A 21,802-nucleotide genomic window follows, 5' to 3' on the forward strand; every position below is an offset into this window, starting at 1 on the left:
AGGCCGCGGATGCGAGGCGCTCGGTGGGTGAAAGGGTGGGGTGTCGGACTGGTGGCGGCCCTCATGGCGGGCTGCGGCCCGCTGCCGAGTGACGGCGTCCGCGTCACCATCTACGACTGGCACTACACGCCCACGCACATCCGGGTGAAGCCCGGGCAGACGGTGTGGGTGCTCAACATGGACACGGCACCGCACTCGGCGACGAGCGCCTCGGACCCCGGCAGTTTCGTCCCGGGCGAGTCGGACGGCATCTTCTTCGACACGGGCCCGTTCCTCGGGGAGGAGCGCTCCTTCACCATTCCCGAGGACGCCGTCCCCGGCTCCAAGGTTCCCTACTTCTGCACCGTCCACCACGACTTCGAGCACGGCGTGGGCCGGCTCGTCGTCGAGTAGGGCCGTGGCCTTCTCCACCTCCCGGAGCGGCCAGCCAGGCGGGAAATCGTTTTCCCTGCACGCAAGGGCACTGTGCCTCCCTGTGCACGGGCTTCACCTTTCGGCCCATCCAGCGCGGGGGTGCGCGGGCGAGGGGGAAGCGCGAGATGGAACTGGGTTTCGAGACCATTGGGAATGCCACGGTCATCTGCCACGACGACGGTCCGGTGTTGGTGACGGACCCCTGGACGGACGGTGGCGCGTACTTCGGAAGCTGGACGCTGTCGCATGAAGTCCCGGAGGCCCAGCGCGACGCCATCCAGCGGTGCGGGTACGTGTGGCTGTCCCACGGCCACCCCGACCACCTGAGCGCGGAGTCGCTGGAGAAGCTGCGCAAGGCCACGCTGTTGGTACCCAATCACTTCGGTAACCGCATCCGCGATGACTTGCGCGGCCAGGGCTTCAGCGTCCACATGCTGACGGACCGGGTGTGGACGCAGCTGTCCCCGCGCATCCGCGTCATGTGCCTGCCGGACATGAACCAGGACGCGGTGCTGCTGGTGGACGTGGGCGGGCGGCTCATCGTCAACCTCAACGATGCGGGAGACCGCGGCTGGGGCCGCTACGTGCGCGGCATCGTCCGGGGCTACAAGGAGTCGTACCTCCTGGCCCTGTCCGGCTACGGCGACGCGGACATGATCAACTACTTCACCGAGGACGGGCAGCGCATCGTCCCGTACGCCGCGGCGAAGAATCCGGTGGGCCGCACCATCGCCCGCCAGGCCGAGTTCTACGGCGCCCGCTACTTCGTGCCCTTCAGCTCCATGCACAAGTACCAGCGCGCCGACAGCATCTGGGCCTCCGAGTACACCACCACGCTGGAGGACTACGCCCGCGGCTTCGAGTCCCAGTCCTGCGCGCTCCTGCCGGCCTTCATCCAGCAGGACTTCATCAAGGACAGCACCGAGCTCATCCGCCCGAAGGAGCGCGCCCTGCGCCCGGTGGACCCGAAGGAGTTCGGCGACGACTGGAGCGAATTGCTGGAGCCCGAGGAGGCGAAGGCGCTGCGCGAGTACTTCGGCTCCGTCGAGCACCTGGGCAGCGCGCTGGACTTCCTCCGCTTCCGCGTGGGCGGGCAGGACCACGTCGTCGAGTTCCACACGCGCCGCTTCCGCCGCGGCATCACCTTCGAGGCGCCGCGCAACTCGCTGATGACGGCCGTGCGCTACCAGGTCTTCGACGACCTGCTCATCGGCAACTTCATGAAGACCACCCTGCACGGCGACTTCGGCGAGGGGCGGCTGTACCCGGACTTCAGCCCCTACGTGGCCAAGTACGCGGACAACGGCCGCGCGCGCACGCGCAACGAGCTGAAGACGTACTTCGCCGACTACCGCAACCGAGACCCGGTGGGCTTCCTGCGCGCCAAGGTGGAGGCCCACTGCGTGCGGCCCCTGCAGACGCAGTCCGCGGAGCTGCTGCGCACCCTGCTGCCCGCTGACTCCGCCGCCTTCCGCGCCGCGAAGGAGACCTTCTGGAAGGTGCGCCGCGCCCTCTTGTAGCCGCGCGAAGCAACTTCTTGCGCGGTGCGCCGATACTGCATTCATCCGGCCGCATTGCGTCGAAGGATTGACGCAGCAGGCCTGGATGAATACCGTGTAGGACTCACACTGCGCGCGCGAGTGCGTCGTGCTCCCCGGACCCCGGGGAGCTGCGACCCCCGTGCCGGTGACTGACAACCCGACAGCACTGTCCTTTTTCCACACATTTCCCCGTGCGGGGCAATTCCCTTTTCCCCACGTGGACTTAGAGTTGCAATTGTAAACTATGTTTACAATTGCCATGTGATGGCATGGAGTGCGGATACTCCAGGTTAAGCGGCGATTTCTGTTTTCACCCTCTGAGTGGGAGCTGGCCCGTCAATTGCTGATGGGCGGGGCGCGCCGGACCGCGGCTGGTGAGAGCCAGGCGGACGGCGCGTCCCCCGCAGTCGTTTTCAGAGGATTCCCGATGCTCAAGTTTCGCACCTTTGCGCTGATGGCTGGTGTTGCCCTTCTCGGTACCGCGTGTGGTGGCCCCGAGGCCTCCGAGACGCAGGCCCCTGTCATGTCGTGGGAGGAGTTCCAGGCGAACGCCTTCCAGGACGCCGAGGGCAAGTGGATCATCGACGGCGACCTGGCCTTCGATTCGAAGGAGGAGCTGCGCGGCTTCTACGACAACAACATCGCCGAGGAGAAGGGCACCACCCAGGGCGGCCTGGCGGTGTACTACATCGGCGGCGACATCAAGTGGAGCTCCACGCAGAAGGGCAACCTGACCTACTGCATCAGCACCAGCAGCTTCGGCACGCGCAAGACGGCCGTGGTCAACGCGATGAACAGCGCGACGGCGGCCTGGGAGGCCACCGCGAGCGTGAACTTCGTCTACAGCAGCACCTACGACAGCAACTGCACCGCGTCCCAGACGGGCGTGCTGTTCGACGTGCGTCAGACGACGGACACGTCCTACCTGGCGCGCGCGTTCTTCCCGAACTCCAGCCGCTCGGGCCGCAACATCCTCATCTCCACCAGCGCGTTCGGCAGCATCTCGCCCTGGACGCTGACCGGCGTGCTCCGCCACGAGCTGGGCCACACGCTCGGCTTCCGTCACGAGCACACCCGCTCCACGGCGAGCGGCTGCTACGAGGACAGCCAGTGGCGCGCGCTGACGTCCACGTATGACCGCTCCTCCGTCATGCACTACCCCCAGTGCAACGGCACCCAGACGGGCGACCTCGTCCTGACCAGCCTGGACAAGTCCGGCGCCCGCTCGCTGTACCCGTAATCACCTGGGTACACGGCTGACGCACCCGCCACGGCGTGAGCCCTGGCGGGCCGCGTAGGGCCCAAAGGCCGGAGGGTTCCTCTTCTCACGAGGGGGCGCCTTCCGGCCTTCGTCGTTTCCAGCGCCCGGGCGCCGCGCCTCACAGCGGCGAGCCTTACATCGGTGCGCTGGTGCCGAGCTCGTCGCCCGCGCTGGACTGCTCGAAGAAGATGAGCGTCTTCACGTGGTCCGACGTCTCGATGTCGAGGCACTCCAATTCGCCGCTCTCGCTCTCGTCCGCGTAGATGTGGTCCGGCGTGCTGATGCGGTGGGTGATTTCGTCCCCCGGCCGGCCGACGATGATTTCGACGGAGCCCCGGTCGCTGCCCTTCTCCTCGAGGGCAATCTCGATGAGCGGAAGGCGGCTGGCGAGCGGCTGCTCACCCAGTTCCGGGCTCTCCATCTCGATGCGGACCCAGTGGTCCTTCTCCAGGTTGCTCAGCAGGGCGAGGTAGTCCGCCCACCCCTCCCGGGGAATCTCTCGCGTGTGGTGCATGTGCGCTGCCTCCGGCTTCCGTCTCTCTGAGGAAACCGTAAGGCGTGTGCGCTCGCGGTGAGCGGCGGGCCTGCCCTCCCGGTGTGGCAGGGAGGCCCCCTCCACGCCCTCGCAGCGCCGGCCGGTGGCCCGCGGCGGGACTATTCCGCGAGCGCCCGCACCTCATCGCCCGCCATCACCAGGCGGACGGTGCCGGACGCGTCCTGCCGGCCGAAGTGCTCGTAGGCGGCGCCCTCCAGCAGCGGGGCCAGGGTGGTGCGCAGACCTCGTGCGCCCGTCTCGCGCTTGAGGGCGCGCGCCACCACGTGCTCTCGCACGGCGGGCTCCACCAGCAGGCGCAGGCCCTCCTGCTCGAACTCGCGCTCATACGCGCGCAGCACGTTGTGCTGGAGGATGTCGCCCAGGGTGGCCGCGTCCAGCGGGGCGAAGGACACCAGCCGGTTGAAGCGGCCGATGAGCTCCGGGATGAAGCCGTAGCGGGCGAAGGCGGTGGTCTGCTCCAGCTGCTCCTGCGATACCTGCGAGGCGATGGCCTCCTGCTGGAAGGCGCGCGGCTCCCGGCCGAAGCCCAGCCGCTCCTCGCGCGCCATGCCCTCGGCGGTGGAGCGCAGTCCACTGAAGGCGCCGCAGGCGATGAAGGTGAGGCAGGCCAGGTCCATGTTCTCCGGCTGCAGGCGGCTGGTGAAGCCGAAGTCCGCCGGGAAGTCCGCGCTGGAGGCGGAGAGCAGGTGCAGCAGGCTGCGCTGCACGCCGAAGCCGCTGACGTCCTTGGTGGTCTGCTGTCCGGCGAAGCGGCTGTCGGAGCGACTGGTGGCGAGCTTGTCGAACTCGTCCATGCAGATGACGCCGCAGGCGGCCCACTCCGCGTCCTTGTCCGCCACCTCGTACAGGCGCGACAGCAGGGTGTTGACGTCGTCGCCCACGTAGCCCGTCTCGGAGAACTGGGTGGCGTCCGCCAGCACGGTGGGCACCGCGAGGATTTCGCGGAACAGCAGCTCCACGAGGAACGTCTTCCCCGAGCCGGTGGGGCCGAGGAACAGGCAGTTCTCCCGCAGGCCCGGCTCGGGGGCGAGCCCCTCCAGGTGGAGGCGGCGGATGCGGCGCAGGTGGCGGTAGGCGAGCACCGAGGCCGCGCGCCGTGCCTCGTCCTGCCCGCGGTAGCCCAGGTCCGTCAGGCGCGCGTCGATTTCGCGCGGGGACAGCACCTCGAGGGCGGCGACGCGCGAGCGCACGTCCTCACCACGGGGGATGGACCGCGGCTCCAGGCCAGTGCGGGCGATGCTCATTCCAGGGGCTCCAGGCTCCACGCTCTTGCGGAGGGGCGCATCATCCCGGCGGAGCGGCGCGTCCACAAGGCACCCGAGGCCTGTGTGGCGCCCGCCTGGCGTGGACCGCGCGCTCCCCTGGCCGCCTGCCTGCCGGGACGCCGGGGTCGGGCGCACGCTGCTCGCGCTGGCGCGCCTGGAGTTGCCTGGACTGCGCCGGCTCACGCTGCCCTTGCCACGGCACCGTGAGCCGGGAGCTCCTTCGACGCGCTGGCTAGCGCGCGACGGCGGACGTCAGCGTGAAGGCCACGCTGGACTCCGCGCCGCCCGTGGTGGTGACGCTGGCGGGCAGGCCCGGGTTGGTGGTGAAGCCGAGCCCCTCGGGGCCCATGACTTCCACCTGGAAGGCGCCGGGGATGAGGAACTTGAAGTTGGCCTCGAAGGTGCCGTCGCCGTTGGCGTCGGTGAAGGCCAGCGGCTCGCGGCTGCCCTCGGCGTTGACGAGCACCGCGCTGAAGGCGGACAGGTCCACCTTCGCGTCGCCCACCACGGGCAGGGTGACGCCGGTGCCCAGCTTCAGGCTCACCGCGACGTTGGAGGAGAACTCCAGGTCCGCGCCCTTGATGACGGGGCTCATCACCCAGCGGTTCGAGCCGCCGGCCGCGTGGCCGAAGCTCTGCGCCACGTCGAAGTCCACGAGGATGACCTTCTGCTCCTGCTCGCTGGACACCGTCACGTCCGCGTCGTTGGCGAACTTCACCTTGAGGCCCGACGTGGAGAGGCTGGGCATCTGCAGCTCACCGTCCACCTCGACGCCCGAGGGCACCTCGGCGTAGTCGGACGTGGCGTAGACGCGGCTGATGCCGTCCTCGTTCACCTGCACGTACGCGCCGGAGATGACGAAGCGCAGCTCCTTGTAGGTGCCCTGCGGGACTTCGGCGTCCTTCACCAGGTCGGCGGTGTCGTTGGCCAGGGTGAGCAGGTCCGTGGTGAAGGCGTCGTCGCGCAGCACCACCTCGCCGGAGCCCTCCGCGCTGCCCTCGGCGCCGCCGCCCTTGAGGTACACCTTGGTGATGGTGACCACGGCCTTCTCGAAGCCGTCGCCCGGCGCGTCCGTCAGCTTCACCGTGACGCGGGAGTTGTCGTCACCACAGGCGGCGAGCCCCAACATGCTCACCGCGAGCAGCAGGGAAGAGACCAGGTTGCGTCGAGTCTTCATGGAAGAAAGCTCCGAGGGGGACGGGAAGGGCACCGGCCTGGCCCACCCGCGATGTGTCGGGCGGAAGACCTGCTGATGACGGGAACGGCCACCAGCCGTCCGCTTCCGGCCGGGCGCGGGATGTGGCCATGGACGCTTCCGGAGAGTCTTCCGTGGCGACATGTCTCATCACGTCTTCGAGGCTGCCCGCCCTGCTCATTTTGTTCCGCGGGGCCGCTGGCGCTGGAGGGTGCTGGCCCTCGCACTCGGCGTCCTCGCGGGCTGCACGGAGCAGCGTGACGCGCGCGTCGTCGAGTCCGGCTCCCCGCTGTGCGTGCAGGGTGCGAGCGCCTCGCTGGACGCGCTGTATGCGAGCCACTTCGCGGCCAGCGCGTCCACCGGATGCGCCAGCTCCGGCTGTCACGGTACGGGCGCGGGCGGGCTGACCTTCACCAACGCGCAGCAATTCTGGGCCGCGACGGTCAACGATGGCGCACGACAATGGGTGGTGCCCGGTGCTCCCGAGCAGAGCCTGCTCTACACGAAGCTGCTGCCGGACGCGGCCAACCGCATGCCCGAGGGCGGGCCCTATCTCGACGACGCGGCCCTCGCGCAGGTGGCGGCCTGGATTTGTGCCGGGGCGCCCGCGCCCTCCGACGCGGGGGTGCCGGAACCGGTGCCGGGAGGCCCCGCGCTCAGCGGCCTCACGCCGGACTCGGTGGCGGTGGGCAGCGCGGACGTGAGCGTGCAGTTGGAGGGCGCGCGCTTCGAGTCAGGCAGTCGCGTGGAGCTGGGGGGCGCGCCGCTGCCCACGCGCTTCGTCAGCGCCAGCCGCCTCACGGCCACGGTGAGCGCGGCCATCAACGCGCAGGCCGCCGAGCACCGCGTGCGCGTGGTGAATCCGCCGGACGGCGGCATCAGCGAGGAGCGCGTCTTCCGCGTGCTCAACCCCACCCCCACGCTCACGGCGCTTGCCCCGGACACGGTGGCCACGGGCGGCGCCGCCTTCGACGTCTCGCTCGCGGGGAGCAACTTCACCGCCAGCTCGGTCGTCCTGCTGGACGGCGCCGAGGTGGCCACCACGTGGGTGAGCGGCACGTCGCTGCGCGCGCGCATGCCGACCTTCCCCGCGCCGGGCAGTCATCAGGTGGCGGTGCGCAATCCCGCGCCCGGCGGCGGCACCAGCGCGGCGCGCACGCTCACCGCCGCGCTCATCGACGGGCCCACCATCACCGGGCTCAGCCCCTCGCCCGGCGAGGCGGACCGCGCCTTCCGCCTCGGCGTCACCGGCTCCGGCTACGACTGCACGCCCACGCGGGCCTCCGTGCTGTTCGACGGCAGCGCGCTCACGCCCGCCACCTGCGCCGCCACCCGGCTGGAGGTGGACGTGCCCGCCACCGCCGCGGGAGACCACGGCGTCCAGGTGCGCAACGCCGATGGAAAGCTGAGCGCCACCGTGACGCTTTCGCTCCTGGCCCCCAACCCCGTGCCCGCGCTCGCCAGCCTCACGCCCTCCGAGGCGAGTCAGGGCGGCACCGCGCTCACCCTCAACGTCACGGGCAGTGGCTTCGTCTCCGGCACCTCGCTGCGCTTCAACGGCGTGGCGCGACCCACGAGCGTGCAGGGCGCGAGCGCGCTCAGCGCCAACCTCACCTCGGCGGACCTCGCGGTGGCGGGGGACTTCCCCGTCACGGTGGTGAGCCCCGCGCCCGGCGGCGGCACCAGCAACGCGCTGGCCTTCGCCGTGGTGCGCCCCAACCCGGTGCCCCGCCCCACCTCGCTCTCTCCCTGCGGCCTGGTGGCCGGCGGCGCGGGCTTCACCCTCACGCTGGACGGGCAGGACTTCGCCTCCGGGGCGAGCGTCACCTTCAACGGCACCGCCGTGAGCGTGTCCACCCGGAGCGCCACGCGCCTCACCGTGACGGTGCCCGCGTCGCTGGTGGCGACGGCGCCCGCGTCCGGTGCCGCCTCCGTCGTCGTCACCAACCCGGCGCCCGGAGGTGGCGCCTCCGCGCCGGCCTGGTTCGGGCTCGCCACGCGCGCCGTCACGCTGGCCACGCACGTGCAGCCCCTCTTCGAGAAGAACTGCAACTCCGGCTGCCACTCCAGCCCGTCCACGCCCATCAACCTCACCTCGGGCCGCGCCTACGGCGAATTGGTGGGGCAGACGAGCAGCGGCTGTGCCTCCACGCTGCTGGTGAAGGCGTGTGGCCCGCTGCGCAGCCAGAGCGTGCTCATCGACAAGGTGCTGGCCACCAACAGCAGCCCCGCCTGCTCCGGCGCGGCCATGCCCAAGGGGCAGCCGCTCACCGCGGCGGAGAAGCAGACGCTCATCGACTGGGTGGCCCAGGGCGCGCCTCCCTGAGTCCCGCGCCGGGGCCCCACCGTCCTCCGGTTCCCATTCGGGCAGGACGCGTGCCCAGCCGTGAACATCTGCCCCGGGCGGGAGCGGACGGGGGTGCGGAACCGTCCTCCCAACCCGGGGCAGGCGCATTACAGAAGCAGCCACATGGTTCCCGCGGACGGCATTCGAACGACACGGACGGCAGTGCCCCGGTTGGGGGTGTGGGTGGAGGGCAATGGGGTGCGGTGGCGCGTCTGGGCGCCCGGCCACCAGCGCGTGGAGGCGGTGATTCACGACGCGCGGGGGCAGCCCGGGCGCATCGTCCCGCTGGCGCCGGAGCCCGATGGCTCCGGCACCTGCTTCGGCGCGCTGATGGAGGGGCACGGCGCCGGCACGCTCTACAAGCTGCGCGTGGACGGCGAGGGCCCCTTCCCGGACCCGTGGTCCCGCTCGCAGCCGCTCGGCGTGCACGGCCCGTCCGAAGTCGTGGTGCCGGACTTCGAGTGGACGGACGCGGGCTGGAAGGGTGTGGAACCTGAATCACTCGTCATCTACGAGGTGCACGTCGGCACCGCCACGCCCGAGGGCACCTTCGAGGCCCTCATCTCCCGGCTGCCCGGCCTCAAGGAGCTGGGCATCACCGCACTGGAAATCATGCCGGTGGCCGCCTTCCCCGGCGTGCGCAACTGGGGCTACGACGGGGTGGACCTCTTCGCGCCGCTGCACGCGTACGGCGGGCCGGAGGGGCTGCGCCGGCTCATCGACGCCGCGCACGCGCGCGGGCTCGCGGTGCTCATCGACGCCGTCTACAACCACTTCGGACCGGACGGGAACTACCTGCGCGCGTACTCGCCGCACTACTTCACCGGCCGCCACCACACGCCGTGGGGCGATGCGGTGAACTACGACAGCGAGGGCAGCGCGTACGTGCGCTCGCTGGTGCTCTCCAACGTGGAGATGTGGATTCGCGACTACCACGCGGACGGCCTGCGCCTGGACGCCGCGCACGCCATCGTCGACGAGGGCACGCCGCACCTGCTCACCGAAGTCGCCGAGCGCGCTCGCGCCAGTGCACCGGGCCGCCGTGTGCTCGTCATCGCCGAGGACGAGCGCAACGAGCGCAAGCTGCTGCAGCCTTCGCCGGAGGGCCACGGGCTGGACGGCGTCTGGGCGGATGACTTCCACCACCAGATGCGGCGCGCCTTCGCGGGAGACAGCGAGGGCTACTACCAGGACTACACGGGCAGCACGGAGGACCTCGCGCGCACGCTGCGCCAGGGCTGGTTCTACGAGGGCCAGGTGTCGAAGAACCTGGGCCACGCGCGCGGCACGAAGGCCGAGGGGCTGGAGCCCTGGCGCTTCGTCCACTGCATCCAGAACCATGACCAGGTGGGCAACCGCGCCTTCGGCGAGCGGCTGGGGCACGACGTGTCCCCCGCGGCCTTCCGCGCCATGAGCACGCTGCTCCTGATGTCGCCCTTCACGCCGCTGCTCTTCATGGGGCAGGAGTGGAACGCGAGCACGCCCTTCCTCTACTTCACCGACCACAACGCGGAGCTGGGCCGGCTCGTCACCGAGGGGCGCCGCAAGGAGTTCGCCGGCTTCGCGCGCTTCGCCGGCGCCGAGGTGCCGGACCCGCAGGCGCTGGAGACGTTCACCCGCTCCAAGCTGGACTGGAGCGAGGCGGAGAAGCCGGAGCACGCGGGCGTGCGCGCCCTGTACCGCGAGCTGCTCAACCTGCGCGCGTCGGAGCCCGTGCTGAAGGAAGTCCGGGCGGGCGGCCATGACGCACGCGCGCTCGGGCCGGACGCGCTGATGCTGGAGCGGCGCGGAGGTGGGCAGGGGCTGCAAGTCATCGTCTCCGTCCGGGGCGCGCTGGAGTACCGCGTCCCCACGGGCGCGGAGCTGGTGCTGTGGAGCGAGGCGCCACGCTTCGGCGGCACCGTGGAAGCCGCGCCGCTGAAGGACGGCACGCTGCGGCTGCATGGGCCCGCGGCCGCTGTCGTGCGCTTCACTCCGAAGGGCTGAGCAGGACGGAAGGCGCTCCTCCGCGCGGGTGCTGCCCGGGCGGGGGAGCGGGCCTCGAGAGGGAAACGCGTTGGGAATTCCATATCGGCTCAAAGGGTATGTCGGCCCGCAGTCCGAACGTTGAGCAGTCAACGGCGCTGGCCGTGGTCCGCAGGGAGCCTCACGCACCGAACGTGGGCGTCTGCCGGGTGGCGGTCAGCGAATGGAAGCCAACGCGCCGCGGGGGGAACGCGGCGCGCCGGGAGGACACCGTTCCGTCCCGGTGAGTCGTGGCACCACGCGGCCTCACCTGAGGTAGTGAATTGAATCGACAGCACATGACTTCGTCCCGCGGGGGATGGAAGCGCTTCCGCATGCCGGTCAGCGCGCTCTCGCTGGCCGCCTTCGTGGCCACGACACCCGCGCTGGCCGCCGGGGGTTTCACTTCCGTCACCGCCAGCGGGAACGACGGCAACGTGCCGGCCAACGCCATCGACGGCAACCTGTCCACGCGTTGGTCCAGCAGCGGCGTGGGGCAGTGGATTCGCGGCGACCTGGGCGCGGTGAAGGCCATCAACGCGCTCGACATCGCGTGGCACGCCGGCAACACGCGCTCCAACAAGTTCGTCATCGCGACCTCGTCCGACGGCACCACCTTCACGCAGGTGTTCGCCGGTACCTCGTCCGGGAAGACGGCGTCCTTCGAGCGCTACACGTTCCCCACGGTGAACGCCCGCTACGTGCGCGTCACCGTCAACGGCAACACGCTCAACACCTGGGCGAGCATCTCCGAGCTGGCGGCCATCACCGGCACCACGCCGACGCCGACGCCGACGCCCGACCCCACGCCGACGCCCACCACCGGCAAGGACAAGTTCGGCGTCACCATGCTCTACCCGACGAAGGCCGGCGGTGAGACGTGGGCCCTCGCGGACAACGCGACGAGCGACTCGCGCTTCGACCCGCAGGACACGATTACGCGCAACGCGGACGGCTCCTGGAAGATGAAGGACAGCCAGGTGCGCATGAGCGTCTTCACGTCCACGGGCTACAGCTCCTCGAAGATTCCCACGTACGACCGCGACGTGCTGGCCAGCCGTGGCTACATGCAGGCCGCGAACGACTGGAAGAACATCGAGATGACCGGCTTCGTGAAGCTCAACGCGGCGCAGGACGGCTCGGACAACTTCGACTGGTACGCGCGCGGCGGCAAGCACAACGACAACAGCTCCGGCTGCGAGGGCAGCAGCTACAAGGGCGGCCTGCACTATGACGGCCGCGCCCGCTGGCAGAAGGAGACGTGGCACGTCTCCTACGAGCAGGCGTCCTACAAGCCCGCCACCACGCCGCTCAAGGGCCGCTGGGTGGGCTTCAAGGCGGTGATGCGCAACACCACCGTCAGCGGCAAGGAAGCCGTGCGGCTGGAGATGTACGTCAACGAGAACGCCGACAAGGTCACCTGGAAGAAGGTCTACGACATGGTGGACTCCGGCACCTGGGGCGGCGACGCCCAGCACTGCGGCGGTGCCGTGGGCGCCATGCCCATTACGTGGGGCGGCCCCATCGCCACGTTCCGCTGGGACAACGCCAACGACGTGGACTTCAAGTGGCTGTCCGTTCGTGAAATCCAGCCGTAGTCCGGTTCGGATGCAATGACATGCGAGGGGCGCGGAAGGAGCATTCCTTCCGCGCCCTTTCGCATTTGCGGGCCGGCGCGGCGAAGATGCGCGGCCATGGGAGCCCTCGAGCGCTGGTTCCACCTCCAGGAGCGCGGCACCACCGTGGCCACGGAGCTGCGGGCGGGCGTGACGACGTTCCTGACCATGGCGTACATCCTGCTCGTGAATCCGCAGATCCTCGCCGAGGCGGGGATGCCGGCGGAGGACGTGGTGTTCGCCACGGCGGTGGGCTCGGCGGTGGCCACGTTCATCATGGGCGTGTACGCCAACTTTCCCTTCGCGCTCGCGCCGGGCATGGGCATCAACGCCTACTTCACCTACGGCATCGTGAAGGGGCTGGGCGTGGACTGGCGCGTGGCGCTCACCGCCGTCTTCGCCGAGGGGCTCCTCTTCCTCGTCCTGTCCGTCGGCGGCGTGCGCACGCTGCTCATCAACGCCATCCCCCAGTCACTGAAGCTGGCCACCACCACCGGCATCGGCCTGTTCCTGGCGCTCATCGGCCTGCGCACGCGGGGCTGGTGGTGGCGAGCCCCGAGACGCTGGTGCAGATGGGCAACCTGCACGAGGGCCGTGTGCTCTTGGGGCTGGCGGGGCTGCTCCTCATCGGCGCGCTGGTGACGCGGCGGGTGAAGGGCGCGCTGCTCATCGGCATCGCGGTGGTGGCGGTGGGCGCGTGGGTGCTCGGGCTGTCGCCGGGGCCGTCCGGCGTCTTCAGCTGGCCGTCGCCGCCGCGCGAGACGCTGGGCGCGCTCGACTTCCGCGGCCTCTTCAGCGCGAAGGTGCTGGGCGTGACGCTGGCGCTGCTCTTCGTGGACCTGTTCGACACGGCGGGCACGCTGCTGGGCGTGGGGCGCCTGGGCGGGTTCCTCACGCCGAAGGGCGAGCTGCCGGGCGCGGGCCGCGCCTTTGTCGCGGACGCGGTGGGCACCATGGCGGGCGCGGTGCTGGGGACGAGCGCGATTACCACGTACATCGAGTCCGCCGCGGGCGTGGAGGAGGGCGGGCGCACCGGGCTGACGGCGGTGACCGTGGCCGCGCTGTTCCTCCTGTCGCTGTTCTGCATCCCCCTGTTGTCCGCGATTCCGTCCGTCGCCACCGCGCCCGCGCTGGTGGCGGTGGGAGCGATGATGATGTCCGGTGCGGTGGAGGTGCCGTGGACGCGCTTCGACGAGGCGCTGCCGGCCTTCCTCACGGTGGCGATGATGCCCTTCACGTACTCGATTGCCCACGGCGTGTCGGCGGGCATCGTCAGCTACGCGGTGCTCAAGCTCCTCACTGGGCGTCACCGGGACGCGCACCCGGTGTTGTACGGGCTTGCGGGGTTGTTGGGGCTGTATCACGCGCTCGCCTGAGTGACGGCTGACAGGGCTTCCAATGGGCGCCATCCGTCCTGGCGGCGGGGTAGGCTGGGGGCCGAGTCCCTTCCTGCTCTGCTCCGGGGTTCCCACAGTCGACAGAGCCCCCGCTCCTTGCTCTACATCCTTCCGCCATGGCCATGAACGTCCAGACCGCTACCGACTCCTCCGACCGCATCTGGGAGAAGGAAATCCTCCCGGCGCTCGAGCGCTACATCCGCATCCCCAACAAGTCGCCCTCCTTCGACCCGGAGTGGGTGAAGTCCGGCCACATGGATGCCGCCGTGCAGCTCATCGCGGACTGGTGCCGCGCGCAGGCCCCGCACCTGCCGGGCCTGGAGCTGGAGGTCATCCAGCTCAAGGACGAGAAGGGCAAGCCGCGCACGCCGGTCATCTACATGGAGGTGCCGGGCACCAAGGGCGAGGACACCGTCCTGCTGTACGGCCACCTGGACAAGCAGCCGGAGATGACGGGCTGGCGCCAGGGCCTGACGCCGTGGGCGCCGGTGCGCGAGGGCGACAAGCTCTACGGGCGCGGTGGCGCGGATGACGGCTACTCCGCCTTCGCGTCGCTGGCGGCCATCCGCCTGCTGAAGGAGCAGGGCCTGCCGCACGCGCGCTGCGTGGTGCTCATCGAGGCGTGCGAGGAGAGCGGCAGCTACGACTTGCCCGCGTACATCGAGGCGCTGGCGCCGCGCATCGGCAAGCCGTCGCTGGTGGTGTGCCTGGACTCGGGCTGTGCCAACTACGAGCAGCTGTGGATGACCACGTCGCTGCGCGGAATCGTGGGCGGCAACCTGCGCGTGGACATCCTCACCGAGGGCGTGCACTCCGGTGACGCGACGGGCATCGTCGCGTCGTCCTTCCGCATCCTCCGGCAGGTGCTGTCGCGCGTGGAGGACGAGTCCACGGGCCACATCAAGGTGGACGCGCTGCACGTCGAAATCCCGAAGGAGCGGCGCGAGCAGGCGCGCGAGGCCGCGAAGGTGCTGGAGAAGGAGGTCTTCACCAAGTTCCCCTGGGTGCCCGGCGCGAAGCCGGTGTCCGACGACGGCGCGGAATTGGTGCTCAACCGCACCTGGCGCCCGGCGCTGGCGGTGACGGGCGTGGACGGCATGCCGGCCCTGAGCAACGCGGGCAACGTGCTGCGGCCCTTCACCACCTTCAAGCTGTCCATGCGCATTCCCCCGCGCCTGGACCCGAAGGCGGGCATGGAGGCGCTGAAGGCCGCGCTGGAGAAGGACCCGCCGTACGGCGCGAAGGTGACCTTCGAGGGTGAGAAGACCAGCGTCGGCTGGGACGCGCCCCCGCTGGCGGGCTGGCTGTCTCGCGCGGTGGAGTCGGCGTCGAAGACGTTCTTCGGTCAGCCGGCCATGGCCATGGGTGAGGGCGGCACCATCCCCTTCATGGGCATGCTGGGCGAGCGCTTCCCGGAGGCGCAGTTCGTCATCACCGGTCTGCTCGGGCCGGGCAGCAACGCGCACGGGCCCAACGAGTTCCTGCACATCCCCACCGGCAAGAAGCTCACCTGCTGCGTGGCCAACATCATCGCCGACCACTTCAAGCGGTAGTCGCCCGCGAGGAGACGGGGCGGGGCGAAGTGTCCCCGCTCCCGTCACCTTCACGTTACAGGCAGTTGGCCAGGCCGTCGTAGATGGACTGCGTCGTGCGGGGCAGCGGCGCGCGCAGCGGGTCGGGGCCGGAGAGCGCGGACAGGAACGCACTGAGCGGGGTGCGGGGCGCCAGCGGCACCTGGCAGGTGAAGGACTGGGCGTCCACCGTGATTGCGCCGGTGGCCGGGTTGATTTCCTCATTGCTCGCGGCGAAGACCCAGACGCACTGGCCGATGACGCCGGTGCGGTTGTCGACGGAACAGCGGAAGCGCAGGGATTGGATGTTGCTGTAGTCGCCCTCGCAGAACGTGTCCCCACAGACGTCGTCGAACTGCTGGTTCAGGGTGGAGACGAGCTGGTACCACGCGTTGATGTCCGCCTCGGACGTCAGATAGGCGGAGGTGTCCACGTACTGCCGGGCGTTCTGCGCGAAGGCGGCGGAGGACAGGCCCAGGACGGAAACGACAACCCACGAACGAATGTTCACGATGGTGCTCCTTGTTGGTCGGCGTGAAGCCTGTTTCGTTCTACAGAGTCCCGCTGCACCAGCAACATGGTGGAAACAACCCTTCCGGCCGGAGGAGTCCCGATGAAGCTCTATTTCAATCCCAGGAGCCGCGCGGTCGTCGCGAAGTGGATGCTCGACGAGTGCGGCGCGCAGTACGAGCTCGTGCCCATCGACCTCACGAAGCGCGAGCAGAAGGCGCCGGAGTTCCTCAAGATCAACCCCGCCGGCAAGCTGCCCGCGCTGGTGGACGGCGAGGCGCGCCTGTTCGAGAACGCCGCCATCTGTCTCTACCTCGCCGACAAGTTCCCCGAGGCGAAGCTCGCGCCGAAAATCGGTGCGCCGGAGCGGGGCCGCTACCTGTCGCTGGTGGTGTACTCGACGTCGCAGCTGGAGCCCTCGATGGGCGACCACATGATGAAGCAGCAGACGCCGCCCCAGCGTGGCTGGACGGACTACGAGAGCGCGCTCGACGCGGTGGAGCGCGAGCTCGGCGACGGGCCCTGGCTCTTCGGTGACTGGTTCACCGCCGCCGACGTGATGATTGGCTCGATGTTCCTCTACATGCGCATCCTGGGCGGGAAGACGGGGCGCCCGAAAATCGAGGCCTACTGCGACCGGCTCCAGGCCCGCCCCAAGGCCATGAAGGTGGGCTGAAGCCAGGACGCGTCGGTGACCCGCCAGGAGGCAGGGTGGGGGGGAGGGGAATGGGGGGGACCCCGCCTCCCGGCAGGTCGAAGGCGTTAGTCCAGGTAGCCGATGGTCTCTGCGCGGTCCACGGCCTCGCCGTAGACGGTGTAGCCGGAGTACCAGGACGTGTCGTTGGTGCCGAGCTTGTCGTACTGGAGATGCGCGTGCGGGCCGGTGGCGTTGCCGGTGGCGCCGATGTTGCCCACCTGGCAGCGGTCACACGTGCGGTCGTACGAGTCGGCCGTCTTGATCCAGTGCCACTGGCGGAACGTGTAGCCGTTCTCCCACAGGTGCTTGGCCTCGTTCTGCGTGCCGCTGCCGGTGCCAGCGCAGTAGGTGCCCACCTTGCGGATGGTGACGTTCCAGGACACAGAGCCGACCACGCCCGTCTCGGCGCCCCAGTAGTTGCAGCGGCCGCCCGCGCCGATGTCCACCGCGCGGTGGGTACCGCCGCTCGGATAGGTGGTGGTGGCCGTAATCGTGCCGGGGTGCGTACCGCGAACCTCGTGCGCCGTCACCGCGGCCGGGACCAGCGCCAGCGAGGCCAGCGCCGCCAGACCCGTCTTCATGAAGCTACGCATCGTTGTTCCTTTCGGGCCGCATTCCGCGGCCCCCGAATGGGACTGCTTTTCTCAAGGAGCCTGCTGCAACCGCTGCTTCTCCCTCAGGATCAGGCTCCACTCCTGAAGGCCCAGGCCGAGAGCCCGAATCCACGCGTCGACCTCGGGCGCCAGGCTCGGGTCCACACCCCGGAGGCGCTGGAGGTCGGGAATCGCACCGGCGAAGCCGAGCTGGGCAATGCTCTGCAGGAGCATCTTCCGCACCCCGGCGTCCGGCTCGTCGCGGTACATGGCGAGCAGCGCCTCGCGCGAGCCGGCCATCTGCTCCGCGGGCACCCCGCCCAGCGCGTTGGCCGCCGCCGCGCGCACGCTGGCGTCGTCACTGCGCAACAGCGACTTGAGGCGCTCACCGGACTCCGCGCTGATGTGCTCGGTGGAGACGCTGTCGAGGATGCGCGCCGTCACCTTCGGGTCCGGAGAGGCCGCCGCGCTCGTCACCGCCGCGTCCGCGGCCGGGCCGTGGTGCCCCGAGTAGACGAACTGGTTGTCCTCGATGAGGTTCGTCGCCGCCTCCTGGCGCACCTCGGGCGAGGCGTCCCGGGCCAGGCGCTCGTACAGGTCTCCCGTGTTCTCCGTGGCGCTGGTGCGGCGCAGGGCGCGCAGCGAGGCGACGCGGAGGGCCGGGTCTCGCTCGTCCAGGATGCGTTTGGCCACCACGCCCATGGCCGCGGGGTCCGCGCCGCGCTCGGTGCGCGCCACCAGCGCGGCCGCGAGGTGCTCGGCCATGACCGGGTCCGTCTCCCGCTCGTAGGCGGCGCGCAGCTCGGCCTCGGGCAGCGTGACGGCGGACTCGCGCAGGAGCGTGCGCAGGTACTTGCGGTAGGCCGCCGACTTCGAGCCGAGCCCGCGGCGGATGCTGTCCATCAGCCCCTCGACGGAGCACGCCTCGGCGCGCAGCGCGGGTGCGGGCTCCGACGAGGCCGCCTGCGCGGAGGCCACGGTGGGGACGAGGTGGAGGAGCGCGGCCAGGCCGAGCGCACGCAGGGGAAGGGACGGGGTGCGAATCATGGAGGTGGCTCCCGTGCTCACTCGTGGCGGTCGAGACAGGTGAAGGGGTCCTGCTCGGGCAGGCTGTTCCACACCCTCACGAAGTCGAGGGTGCCGCTCGCGTAGATGGCCTCGAAGGTCTGGTAGAGGGGCTGGAAGCGCGGGTCGGTGATGGCCATGTTCGCCATGGTGGGGAGCGCCTCCTTGCCGGACACGCGCGCGGCGAAGCGGAAGAGGGCCCAGCGCGCGCAGACGTCCGGCTCCACCGCGAAGGCCTGGGCGAACAGCGCCAGCGTCTTCGCCCGGTCATCACCGGCGGACACGGAGAGGTTGTGCGCCGCCGCCTCGCGGCCCTCCGGACTGCCCTCGGTGGTGAGGACCTTCGCGTAGCGCTCGTACGTCGCCTCGTCCATCACCGGCGTGGTGTGCATGGGCATGGACAGCGCGAGGTAGCGAATCTGCTCGTCGGGCGACTCGGTGCCGATGGTGAGCAGCTTGTCCATGTACGGCGCGAGGTTGCCCTTCTCGTTGAAGTCGCGCTTCATCACCCGGCCGATGGTGCGCGCGGCGGCCCAGCCCGCCTCGCCGGAGACGGGGTCCTTCGCGAAGTCCGCCAGCGTGCCGAGCATCCCCGGCTCCAGCTTCTTCTGCGTGTCCAGCGCGGACAGGATGCCCGCGCGGCGCTGGCCGTCGAGCGTGAGGTCCATTCCGTGCTCCAGGAGCTTCGCGGCGACCTGGGGCTGGTGGACGGCCTCCGAGTTGCGCAGCGCCATCATGATGACGTTGAACTCGCGGGGGCCGGCGTCGCGGCTCCAGCCCAGCACCTCCGTCGCCTTGGCCGCGTCGTTGCCGATGAGCTCCGTGAGGCGCTCTCGCAGGTAGTCGCGGACGTTCGGGTCTCTCGACGCGAGCAGGGGCGCGGCCCAGTCGCGGAAGTTCCCAATCGTCACCGCCTCGTTGAAGCGCTCGATGTCCTTCCAGCAGGTGGTGGCCTCGAAGCGCGAAGGCGGCTCCTCGGCCTGGGGCGTGCCCTGGCCGGAACCGCCGCCGGAGCCGCCGTGCCCGGACCCGCCCCGGGCGTGGGCCGTGGAGGCGGCCTCACCGGAAGTGGAGGCCCCGTCACCACTCGAGCCACGGACGAGCAGCGCCACGCCGGCCAGCAGCACGATGACGCCGAGCCCGGCCAGGACGAGCGGGGTACGCCGGCCCTGGGCACCCGTCACGGGAGGGGCGGAGCGGTGGACGGATTCTGGAGTCATGGGCGGTGGGGGCCTGGGAAGGGTTCCAGCCTTCCTGGAGGGCCCGGGTCCGCCGCCGTCTTGAAAAATGATTTCGGGAGGATTTCTCCCGGGATTTTCCTGCCCATGGCGGGCCGGGCCCCGACGTAAGCGCCCGGAAGGACAGCGGCCCCCTGAGGCCCCCGCCCTCGTGGGGAGCTGCCGCGGTCCGGGAGGCTCCCGCGCACGTGGCGTGGGAGCGCGGGCTCAGTCCAGGAAGCCGATGGTCTCGCTGCGGTCGACGGCCTCTCCGTAGACGGTGTAGCCGTCGTACCAGCCGATGTCGTGGGTGCCGAGCTTGTCCTGCATGAGGTGGGCATGCGGGCCGGTGGCCTGCCCGGTGCCGCCGGCGTTCCCAATCTGGCAGCGGTCGCAGGTGCGGTTGCGCGAGTCCGCCGTCTTGATCCAGTGCTTCTGGCGGAACGTCCAGCCGCTCTGCCAGAGGTGGCGCGCCTCGTTCGCGTTCTCGTAGCCGTTGCCGTTGCAGACCACGCCGGTGGTCTTGATGGAAACGGTCCACGAGACGGAGCCGACCACGCCCGTCTCGGCACCCCAGTAGTTGCAGCTGCCGGGGCCGATATCCACGGCCCCATGGTAGCCGCCGCTCGGGTAGTTGGTGGTGGCCGTCACCGTGCCGGGGAACGGGGAGCGGACCTCGTGCGCAGGCGCTGCCATGGGCATGAGCGTCAGGGACGCCAGCGCCGCCAGACCTGTCTTCAGGGTGTTTCGCATCAGGGGTTCTTCCTTTCGGACCGGTCGCCGGTCCGGCATGGAAGAGGCCCCGGCCCCCGCCGCCGTCTCACGGAATCCGCAGGGCCCGCGTTTTCTCCGGCTGCGGCCCGCTGCCTCCCTGCCTGCCCTGCGGCGGAGCGGAGCGGCCGGGCAGGAGGCTCCTGGACGTGCGGGCGTGCCGCTGGTGGTCCGGAGCCTCGGGCGACACCACTGTCAGTACATGCGGACGGAGCAGCCCCAGATGGAGCGGGCGGTGGCAGTGGGTCGGGTCAGCCCCCGGGGCGTGCGGCTGTGGATGCGCTCTCCCGGTGGAGGGCCCCACCGGCTCGAGCTCTGGCTGGCCGCCGTGCCGTCGGAGCGCGTCGCGTACGACTTCGACATGGGGGACCGCTCGTACAGCGACCACACCCATGCCTTCGCCTTTCCGGATGACATCCCCGGGGCCCGGCCGCTGGAGCCGGTGACGGAGTACGGCTTCCGGCTGAGCCGCGCGGACGGCATGCGCGTGGGCGAGGGGCGCTTCGAGACGCTCCCCTCCCGGCGCAGCCAGATGCCGAAGCGCTTCTGCATCGGCGTGGCGAGCTGCCACCAGCCCTTCGACGAGAAGGGGGAGATGCACGAGATGGGCGTGCGGATGCTGCGCGTCGCCCGGGCCGCGTGGGAGCGCTGCGACGTGAAGCAGGTGCTGTGGGTGGGCGACCAGCTCTACGCGGACTTCCCGGAGAATCAGTCGCTGTTCGACCCGGAGTACTTCAAGACGGTGGGGCCTCCGGGGCGGAAGAGCCTGCTGGAGTGCACCCACGACGAGGCGCTCGCGGTGTACCACGCGCGCTACCGGCGCAACTGGGGGCACCCGGACTGGATGGCGCTGCAGGCGCGCTTCCCGGGCTACCCCATCCTCGATGACCACGAGGTGGTGGACAACTACGGCTCCCTGCCCGAGCACCACGAGAAGAAGTGGCGCCACCTGCGCGACGCGGCCGAGGCGGCCTACCGTCACTACCAGCAGTCGCGGGTGATGCCGCTGACGCCCGGCTTCGAGGGCCCCTACGACTACAGCTTCGAGTACGGCGCCGCCGCGGGCTATGTGCTCGACGTGCGCTCGGAGCGGCGCTCCACCGACGGAGACCACGCGCGCGTCTTCGCGCCGCACCAGCTGCAGCACTTCTCCACCTGGCTGAACGCGAATGCCGACGCGCCGGTGCTCTTCATCGTGGTGAGCGTGCCGCCGTTCTTCATGCCGGCCTGGCTGTCACGCATCGCCCGCTACGTGCCGGGCAGCTTCCGCGAGGACGCGCACGACCGGTGGATGCACCCGCAGTACCGCGCCGACCGCTGCCGCATGCTGGAGCTCATCAAGCACCACCAGCAGCGCCACCCGCGCCAGAAGGTGGTGCTCGTGGGCGGCGACGTGCACGTGGGCTACGTGGCCCGCTGTGACTGGCGCACCGAGCCGGCGACGTCGCTCTTCCAGTTCGTGTCGAGCTCCATCACCCACAAGATGTCCTCGCTCGACTGGCACATGGCACGCCACATCCCGCGCACGCACTTCGCGCTGTCGGACCTGGACGGGAAGTGGGCGCGCATCCACCTGCTCGGCGGCAGCATGTCGCGCGTGCTCGAGCAGCCGGTGGGGGGCCTCAACGTGGGGACGATTGAAGTCGAGCTCGACGGGGACGACGTGCGGCTCAACTTCAAGCTGTACGGAGAAGATGAACACGCGCCCGAGGAGCCGAAGCTCCTCTTCGAGTCCGGCTTCCAGTGAGGCTCGAGGCGCTGGCGGGGCCGCCACACGGGAGG

Annotated in this window: 19 protein-coding genes; 11 read left to right on the forward strand and 8 right to left on the reverse strand. The window is 70.2% G+C overall.

All coding sequences use genetic code 11. From position 1 onward, the window contains the following. The first annotated feature begins 9 nt into the window (after positions 1–9). The 3 genes from G4D86_RS30970 (at position 10) to G4D86_RS30980 (ending at position 3,195) form a co-directional block, all read left to right on the forward strand. Positions 10–393 (forward strand): cupredoxin domain-containing protein, encoded by a 384-nt coding sequence (locus G4D86_RS30970; RefSeq protein ID WP_163997678.1) that lies wholly within the window; start codon positions 10–12, stop codon positions 391–393. 146 nt (positions 394–539) lie between these two features. Next, a complete protein-coding gene (locus G4D86_RS30975; RefSeq protein ID WP_163997679.1) occupies positions 540–1,934 on the forward strand; it encodes an MBL fold metallo-hydrolase in 1,395 nt (464 codons plus the stop codon). A gap of 448 nt (positions 1,935–2,382) precedes the next feature. After that, the gene (locus G4D86_RS30980; protein WP_163997680.1) at positions 2,383–3,195 is read left to right on the forward strand and encodes a M57 family metalloprotease; all 813 of its coding nucleotides are present in this window, start codon (positions 2,383–2,385) and stop codon (positions 3,193–3,195) included. A 154-nt stretch (positions 3,196–3,349) separates the two neighbouring features. Here G4D86_RS30980 and G4D86_RS30985 read toward each other — a convergent pair whose 3' ends face one another. The 3 genes from G4D86_RS30985 to G4D86_RS30995 form a co-directional block, all read right to left on the reverse strand. Then, positions 3,350–3,730, reverse strand: a complete 381-nt coding sequence (locus G4D86_RS30985) for a DUF5335 family protein (RefSeq protein ID WP_163997681.1) — start codon at positions 3,728–3,730, stop codon at positions 3,350–3,352. A gap of 140 nt (positions 3,731–3,870) precedes the next feature. Then, positions 3,871–5,016 carry an AAA family ATPase gene (locus G4D86_RS30990; protein ID WP_163997682.1) on the reverse strand — a complete coding sequence of 382 codons (1,146 nt, stop codon included), beginning with the start codon at positions 5,014–5,016 and terminating at the stop codon, positions 3,871–3,873. A gap of 253 nt (positions 5,017–5,269) precedes the next feature. Next, positions 5,270–6,214 (reverse strand): DUF4382 domain-containing protein, encoded by a 945-nt coding sequence (locus G4D86_RS30995; RefSeq protein ID WP_163997683.1) that lies wholly within the window; start codon positions 6,212–6,214, stop codon positions 5,270–5,272. 229 nt (positions 6,215–6,443) lie between these two features. Here G4D86_RS30995 and G4D86_RS31000 point away from each other — a divergent pair, with 229 nt between their 5' ends. The 6 genes from G4D86_RS31000 to G4D86_RS31020 all read left to right on the forward strand — a co-directional run bounded on the left by G4D86_RS31000 (position 6,444) and on the right by G4D86_RS31020 (position 15,149). Beyond that, positions 6,444–8,558, forward strand: coding sequence for an IPT/TIG domain-containing protein (locus tag G4D86_RS31000; RefSeq protein ID WP_163997684.1), 2,115 nt, complete (start codon positions 6,444–6,446; stop codon positions 8,556–8,558). Between the two features lie 144 nt (positions 8,559–8,702). Then, positions 8,703–10,565, forward strand: coding sequence for a malto-oligosyltrehalose trehalohydrolase (gene treZ, locus G4D86_RS31005; RefSeq protein WP_163997685.1), 1,863 nt, complete (start codon positions 8,703–8,705; stop codon positions 10,563–10,565). A 302-nt stretch (positions 10,566–10,867) separates the two neighbouring features. Then, positions 10,868–12,181 (forward strand): discoidin domain-containing protein, encoded by a 1,314-nt coding sequence (locus tag G4D86_RS31010; protein WP_240360558.1) that lies wholly within the window; start codon positions 10,868–10,870, stop codon positions 12,179–12,181. Positions 12,182–12,277: 96 nt separating this feature from the next. Continuing rightward, positions 12,278–12,841, forward strand: a complete 564-nt coding sequence (locus G4D86_RS53915; protein WP_205519872.1) for an NCS2 family permease — start codon at positions 12,278–12,280, stop codon at positions 12,839–12,841. Beyond that, positions 12,745–13,575, forward strand: a complete 831-nt coding sequence (locus G4D86_RS52265) for an NCS2 family permease (protein ID WP_205519873.1) — start codon at positions 12,745–12,747, stop codon at positions 13,573–13,575. Before G4D86_RS53915 ends, G4D86_RS52265 begins: the two co-directional genes overlap by 97 nt. Positions 13,576–13,712: 137 nt before the next feature. Next, positions 13,713–15,149: a M20 family metallopeptidase gene (locus tag G4D86_RS31020; RefSeq protein WP_163997686.1), complete on the forward strand. Its 1,437-nt coding sequence runs from the start codon at positions 13,713–13,715 to the stop codon at positions 15,147–15,149. 55 nt (positions 15,150–15,204) lie between these two features. Here G4D86_RS31020 and G4D86_RS31025 read toward each other — a convergent pair whose 3' ends face one another. Next, complete coding sequence (locus tag G4D86_RS31025; RefSeq protein WP_240360559.1) at positions 15,205–15,678, reverse strand: hypothetical protein; 474 nt, start codon at positions 15,676–15,678, stop codon at positions 15,205–15,207. Between the two features lie 102 nt (positions 15,679–15,780). On the opposite strand from G4D86_RS31025, the gene G4D86_RS31030 reads away from it, so the two are divergent. Continuing rightward, entirely contained in the window at positions 15,781–16,353 is a 573-nt protein-coding gene (locus G4D86_RS31030) for a glutathione S-transferase family protein (RefSeq protein WP_163997687.1), read from the forward strand. An 86-nt stretch (positions 16,354–16,439) separates the two neighbouring features. Here G4D86_RS31030 and G4D86_RS31035 read toward each other — a convergent pair whose 3' ends face one another. The 4 genes from G4D86_RS31035 to G4D86_RS31050 form a co-directional block, all read right to left on the reverse strand. Then, positions 16,440–16,967, reverse strand: coding sequence for a hypothetical protein (locus G4D86_RS31035; protein ID WP_163997688.1), 528 nt, complete (start codon positions 16,965–16,967; stop codon positions 16,440–16,442). Positions 16,968–17,018: 51 nt separating this feature from the next. Continuing rightward, complete coding sequence (locus tag G4D86_RS31040; RefSeq protein WP_163997689.1) at positions 17,019–18,014, reverse strand: HEAT repeat domain-containing protein; 996 nt, start codon at positions 18,012–18,014, stop codon at positions 17,019–17,021. Positions 18,015–18,031: 17 nt separating this feature from the next. Continuing rightward, positions 18,032–19,252, reverse strand: a complete 1,221-nt coding sequence (locus G4D86_RS31045) for a hypothetical protein (RefSeq protein WP_163997690.1) — start codon at positions 19,250–19,252, stop codon at positions 18,032–18,034. 225 nt (positions 19,253–19,477) lie between these two features. After that, positions 19,478–20,002 carry a hypothetical protein gene (locus G4D86_RS31050; protein ID WP_163997691.1) on the reverse strand — a complete coding sequence of 175 codons (525 nt, stop codon included), beginning with the start codon at positions 20,000–20,002 and terminating at the stop codon, positions 19,478–19,480. Positions 20,003–20,255: 253 nt separating this feature from the next. On the opposite strand from G4D86_RS31050, the gene G4D86_RS31055 reads away from it, so the two are divergent. Beyond that, positions 20,256–21,767 (forward strand): alkaline phosphatase D family protein, encoded by a 1,512-nt coding sequence (locus G4D86_RS31055; protein WP_163997692.1) that lies wholly within the window; start codon positions 20,256–20,258, stop codon positions 21,765–21,767. Positions 21,768–21,802 lie beyond the last annotated feature (35 nt).

The sequence above is a fragment of the Pyxidicoccus caerfyrddinensis genome, assembly GCF_010894405.1.
GTDB lineage: Bacteria > Myxococcota > Myxococcia > Myxococcales > Myxococcaceae > Myxococcus > Myxococcus caerfyrddinensis.

Bases quoted from the DNA above. Each gene is read 5' to 3' on its own strand.
- G4D86_RS30970 (WP_163997678.1), top strand. From the start codon at position 10: ATGCGAGGCGCTCGGTGGGTGAAAGGGTGGGGTGTCGGACTGGTGGCG.
- G4D86_RS30975 (WP_163997679.1), top strand. From the start codon at position 540: ATGGAACTGGGTTTCGAGACCATTGGGAATGCCACGGTCATCTGCCAC.
- G4D86_RS30980 (WP_163997680.1), top strand. From the start codon at position 2,383: ATGCTCAAGTTTCGCACCTTTGCGCTGATGGCTGGTGTTGCCCTTCTC.
- G4D86_RS30985 (WP_163997681.1), bottom strand. From the start codon at position 3,730: ATGCACCACACGCGAGAGATTCCCCGGGAGGGGTGGGCGGACTACCTC.
- G4D86_RS30990 (WP_163997682.1), bottom strand. From the start codon at position 5,016: ATGAGCATCGCCCGCACTGGCCTGGAGCCGCGGTCCATCCCCCGTGGT.
- G4D86_RS30995 (WP_163997683.1), bottom strand. From the start codon at position 6,214: ATGAAGACTCGACGCAACCTGGTCTCTTCCCTGCTGCTCGCGGTGAGC.
- treZ (WP_163997685.1), top strand. From the start codon at position 8,703: ATGGTTCCCGCGGACGGCATTCGAACGACACGGACGGCAGTGCCCCGG.
- G4D86_RS53915 (WP_205519872.1), top strand. From the start codon at position 12,278: ATGGGAGCCCTCGAGCGCTGGTTCCACCTCCAGGAGCGCGGCACCACC.
- G4D86_RS31020 (WP_163997686.1), top strand. From the start codon at position 13,713: ATGGCCATGAACGTCCAGACCGCTACCGACTCCTCCGACCGCATCTGG.
- G4D86_RS31030 (WP_163997687.1), top strand. From the start codon at position 15,781: ATGAAGCTCTATTTCAATCCCAGGAGCCGCGCGGTCGTCGCGAAGTGG.
- G4D86_RS31035 (WP_163997688.1), bottom strand. From the start codon at position 16,967: ATGCGTAGCTTCATGAAGACGGGTCTGGCGGCGCTGGCCTCGCTGGCG.
- G4D86_RS31040 (WP_163997689.1), bottom strand. From the start codon at position 18,014: ATGATTCGCACCCCGTCCCTTCCCCTGCGTGCGCTCGGCCTGGCCGCG.
- G4D86_RS31045 (WP_163997690.1), bottom strand. From the start codon at position 19,252: ATGACTCCAGAATCCGTCCACCGCTCCGCCCCTCCCGTGACGGGTGCC.
- G4D86_RS31050 (WP_163997691.1), bottom strand. From the start codon at position 20,002: ATGCGAAACACCCTGAAGACAGGTCTGGCGGCGCTGGCGTCCCTGACG.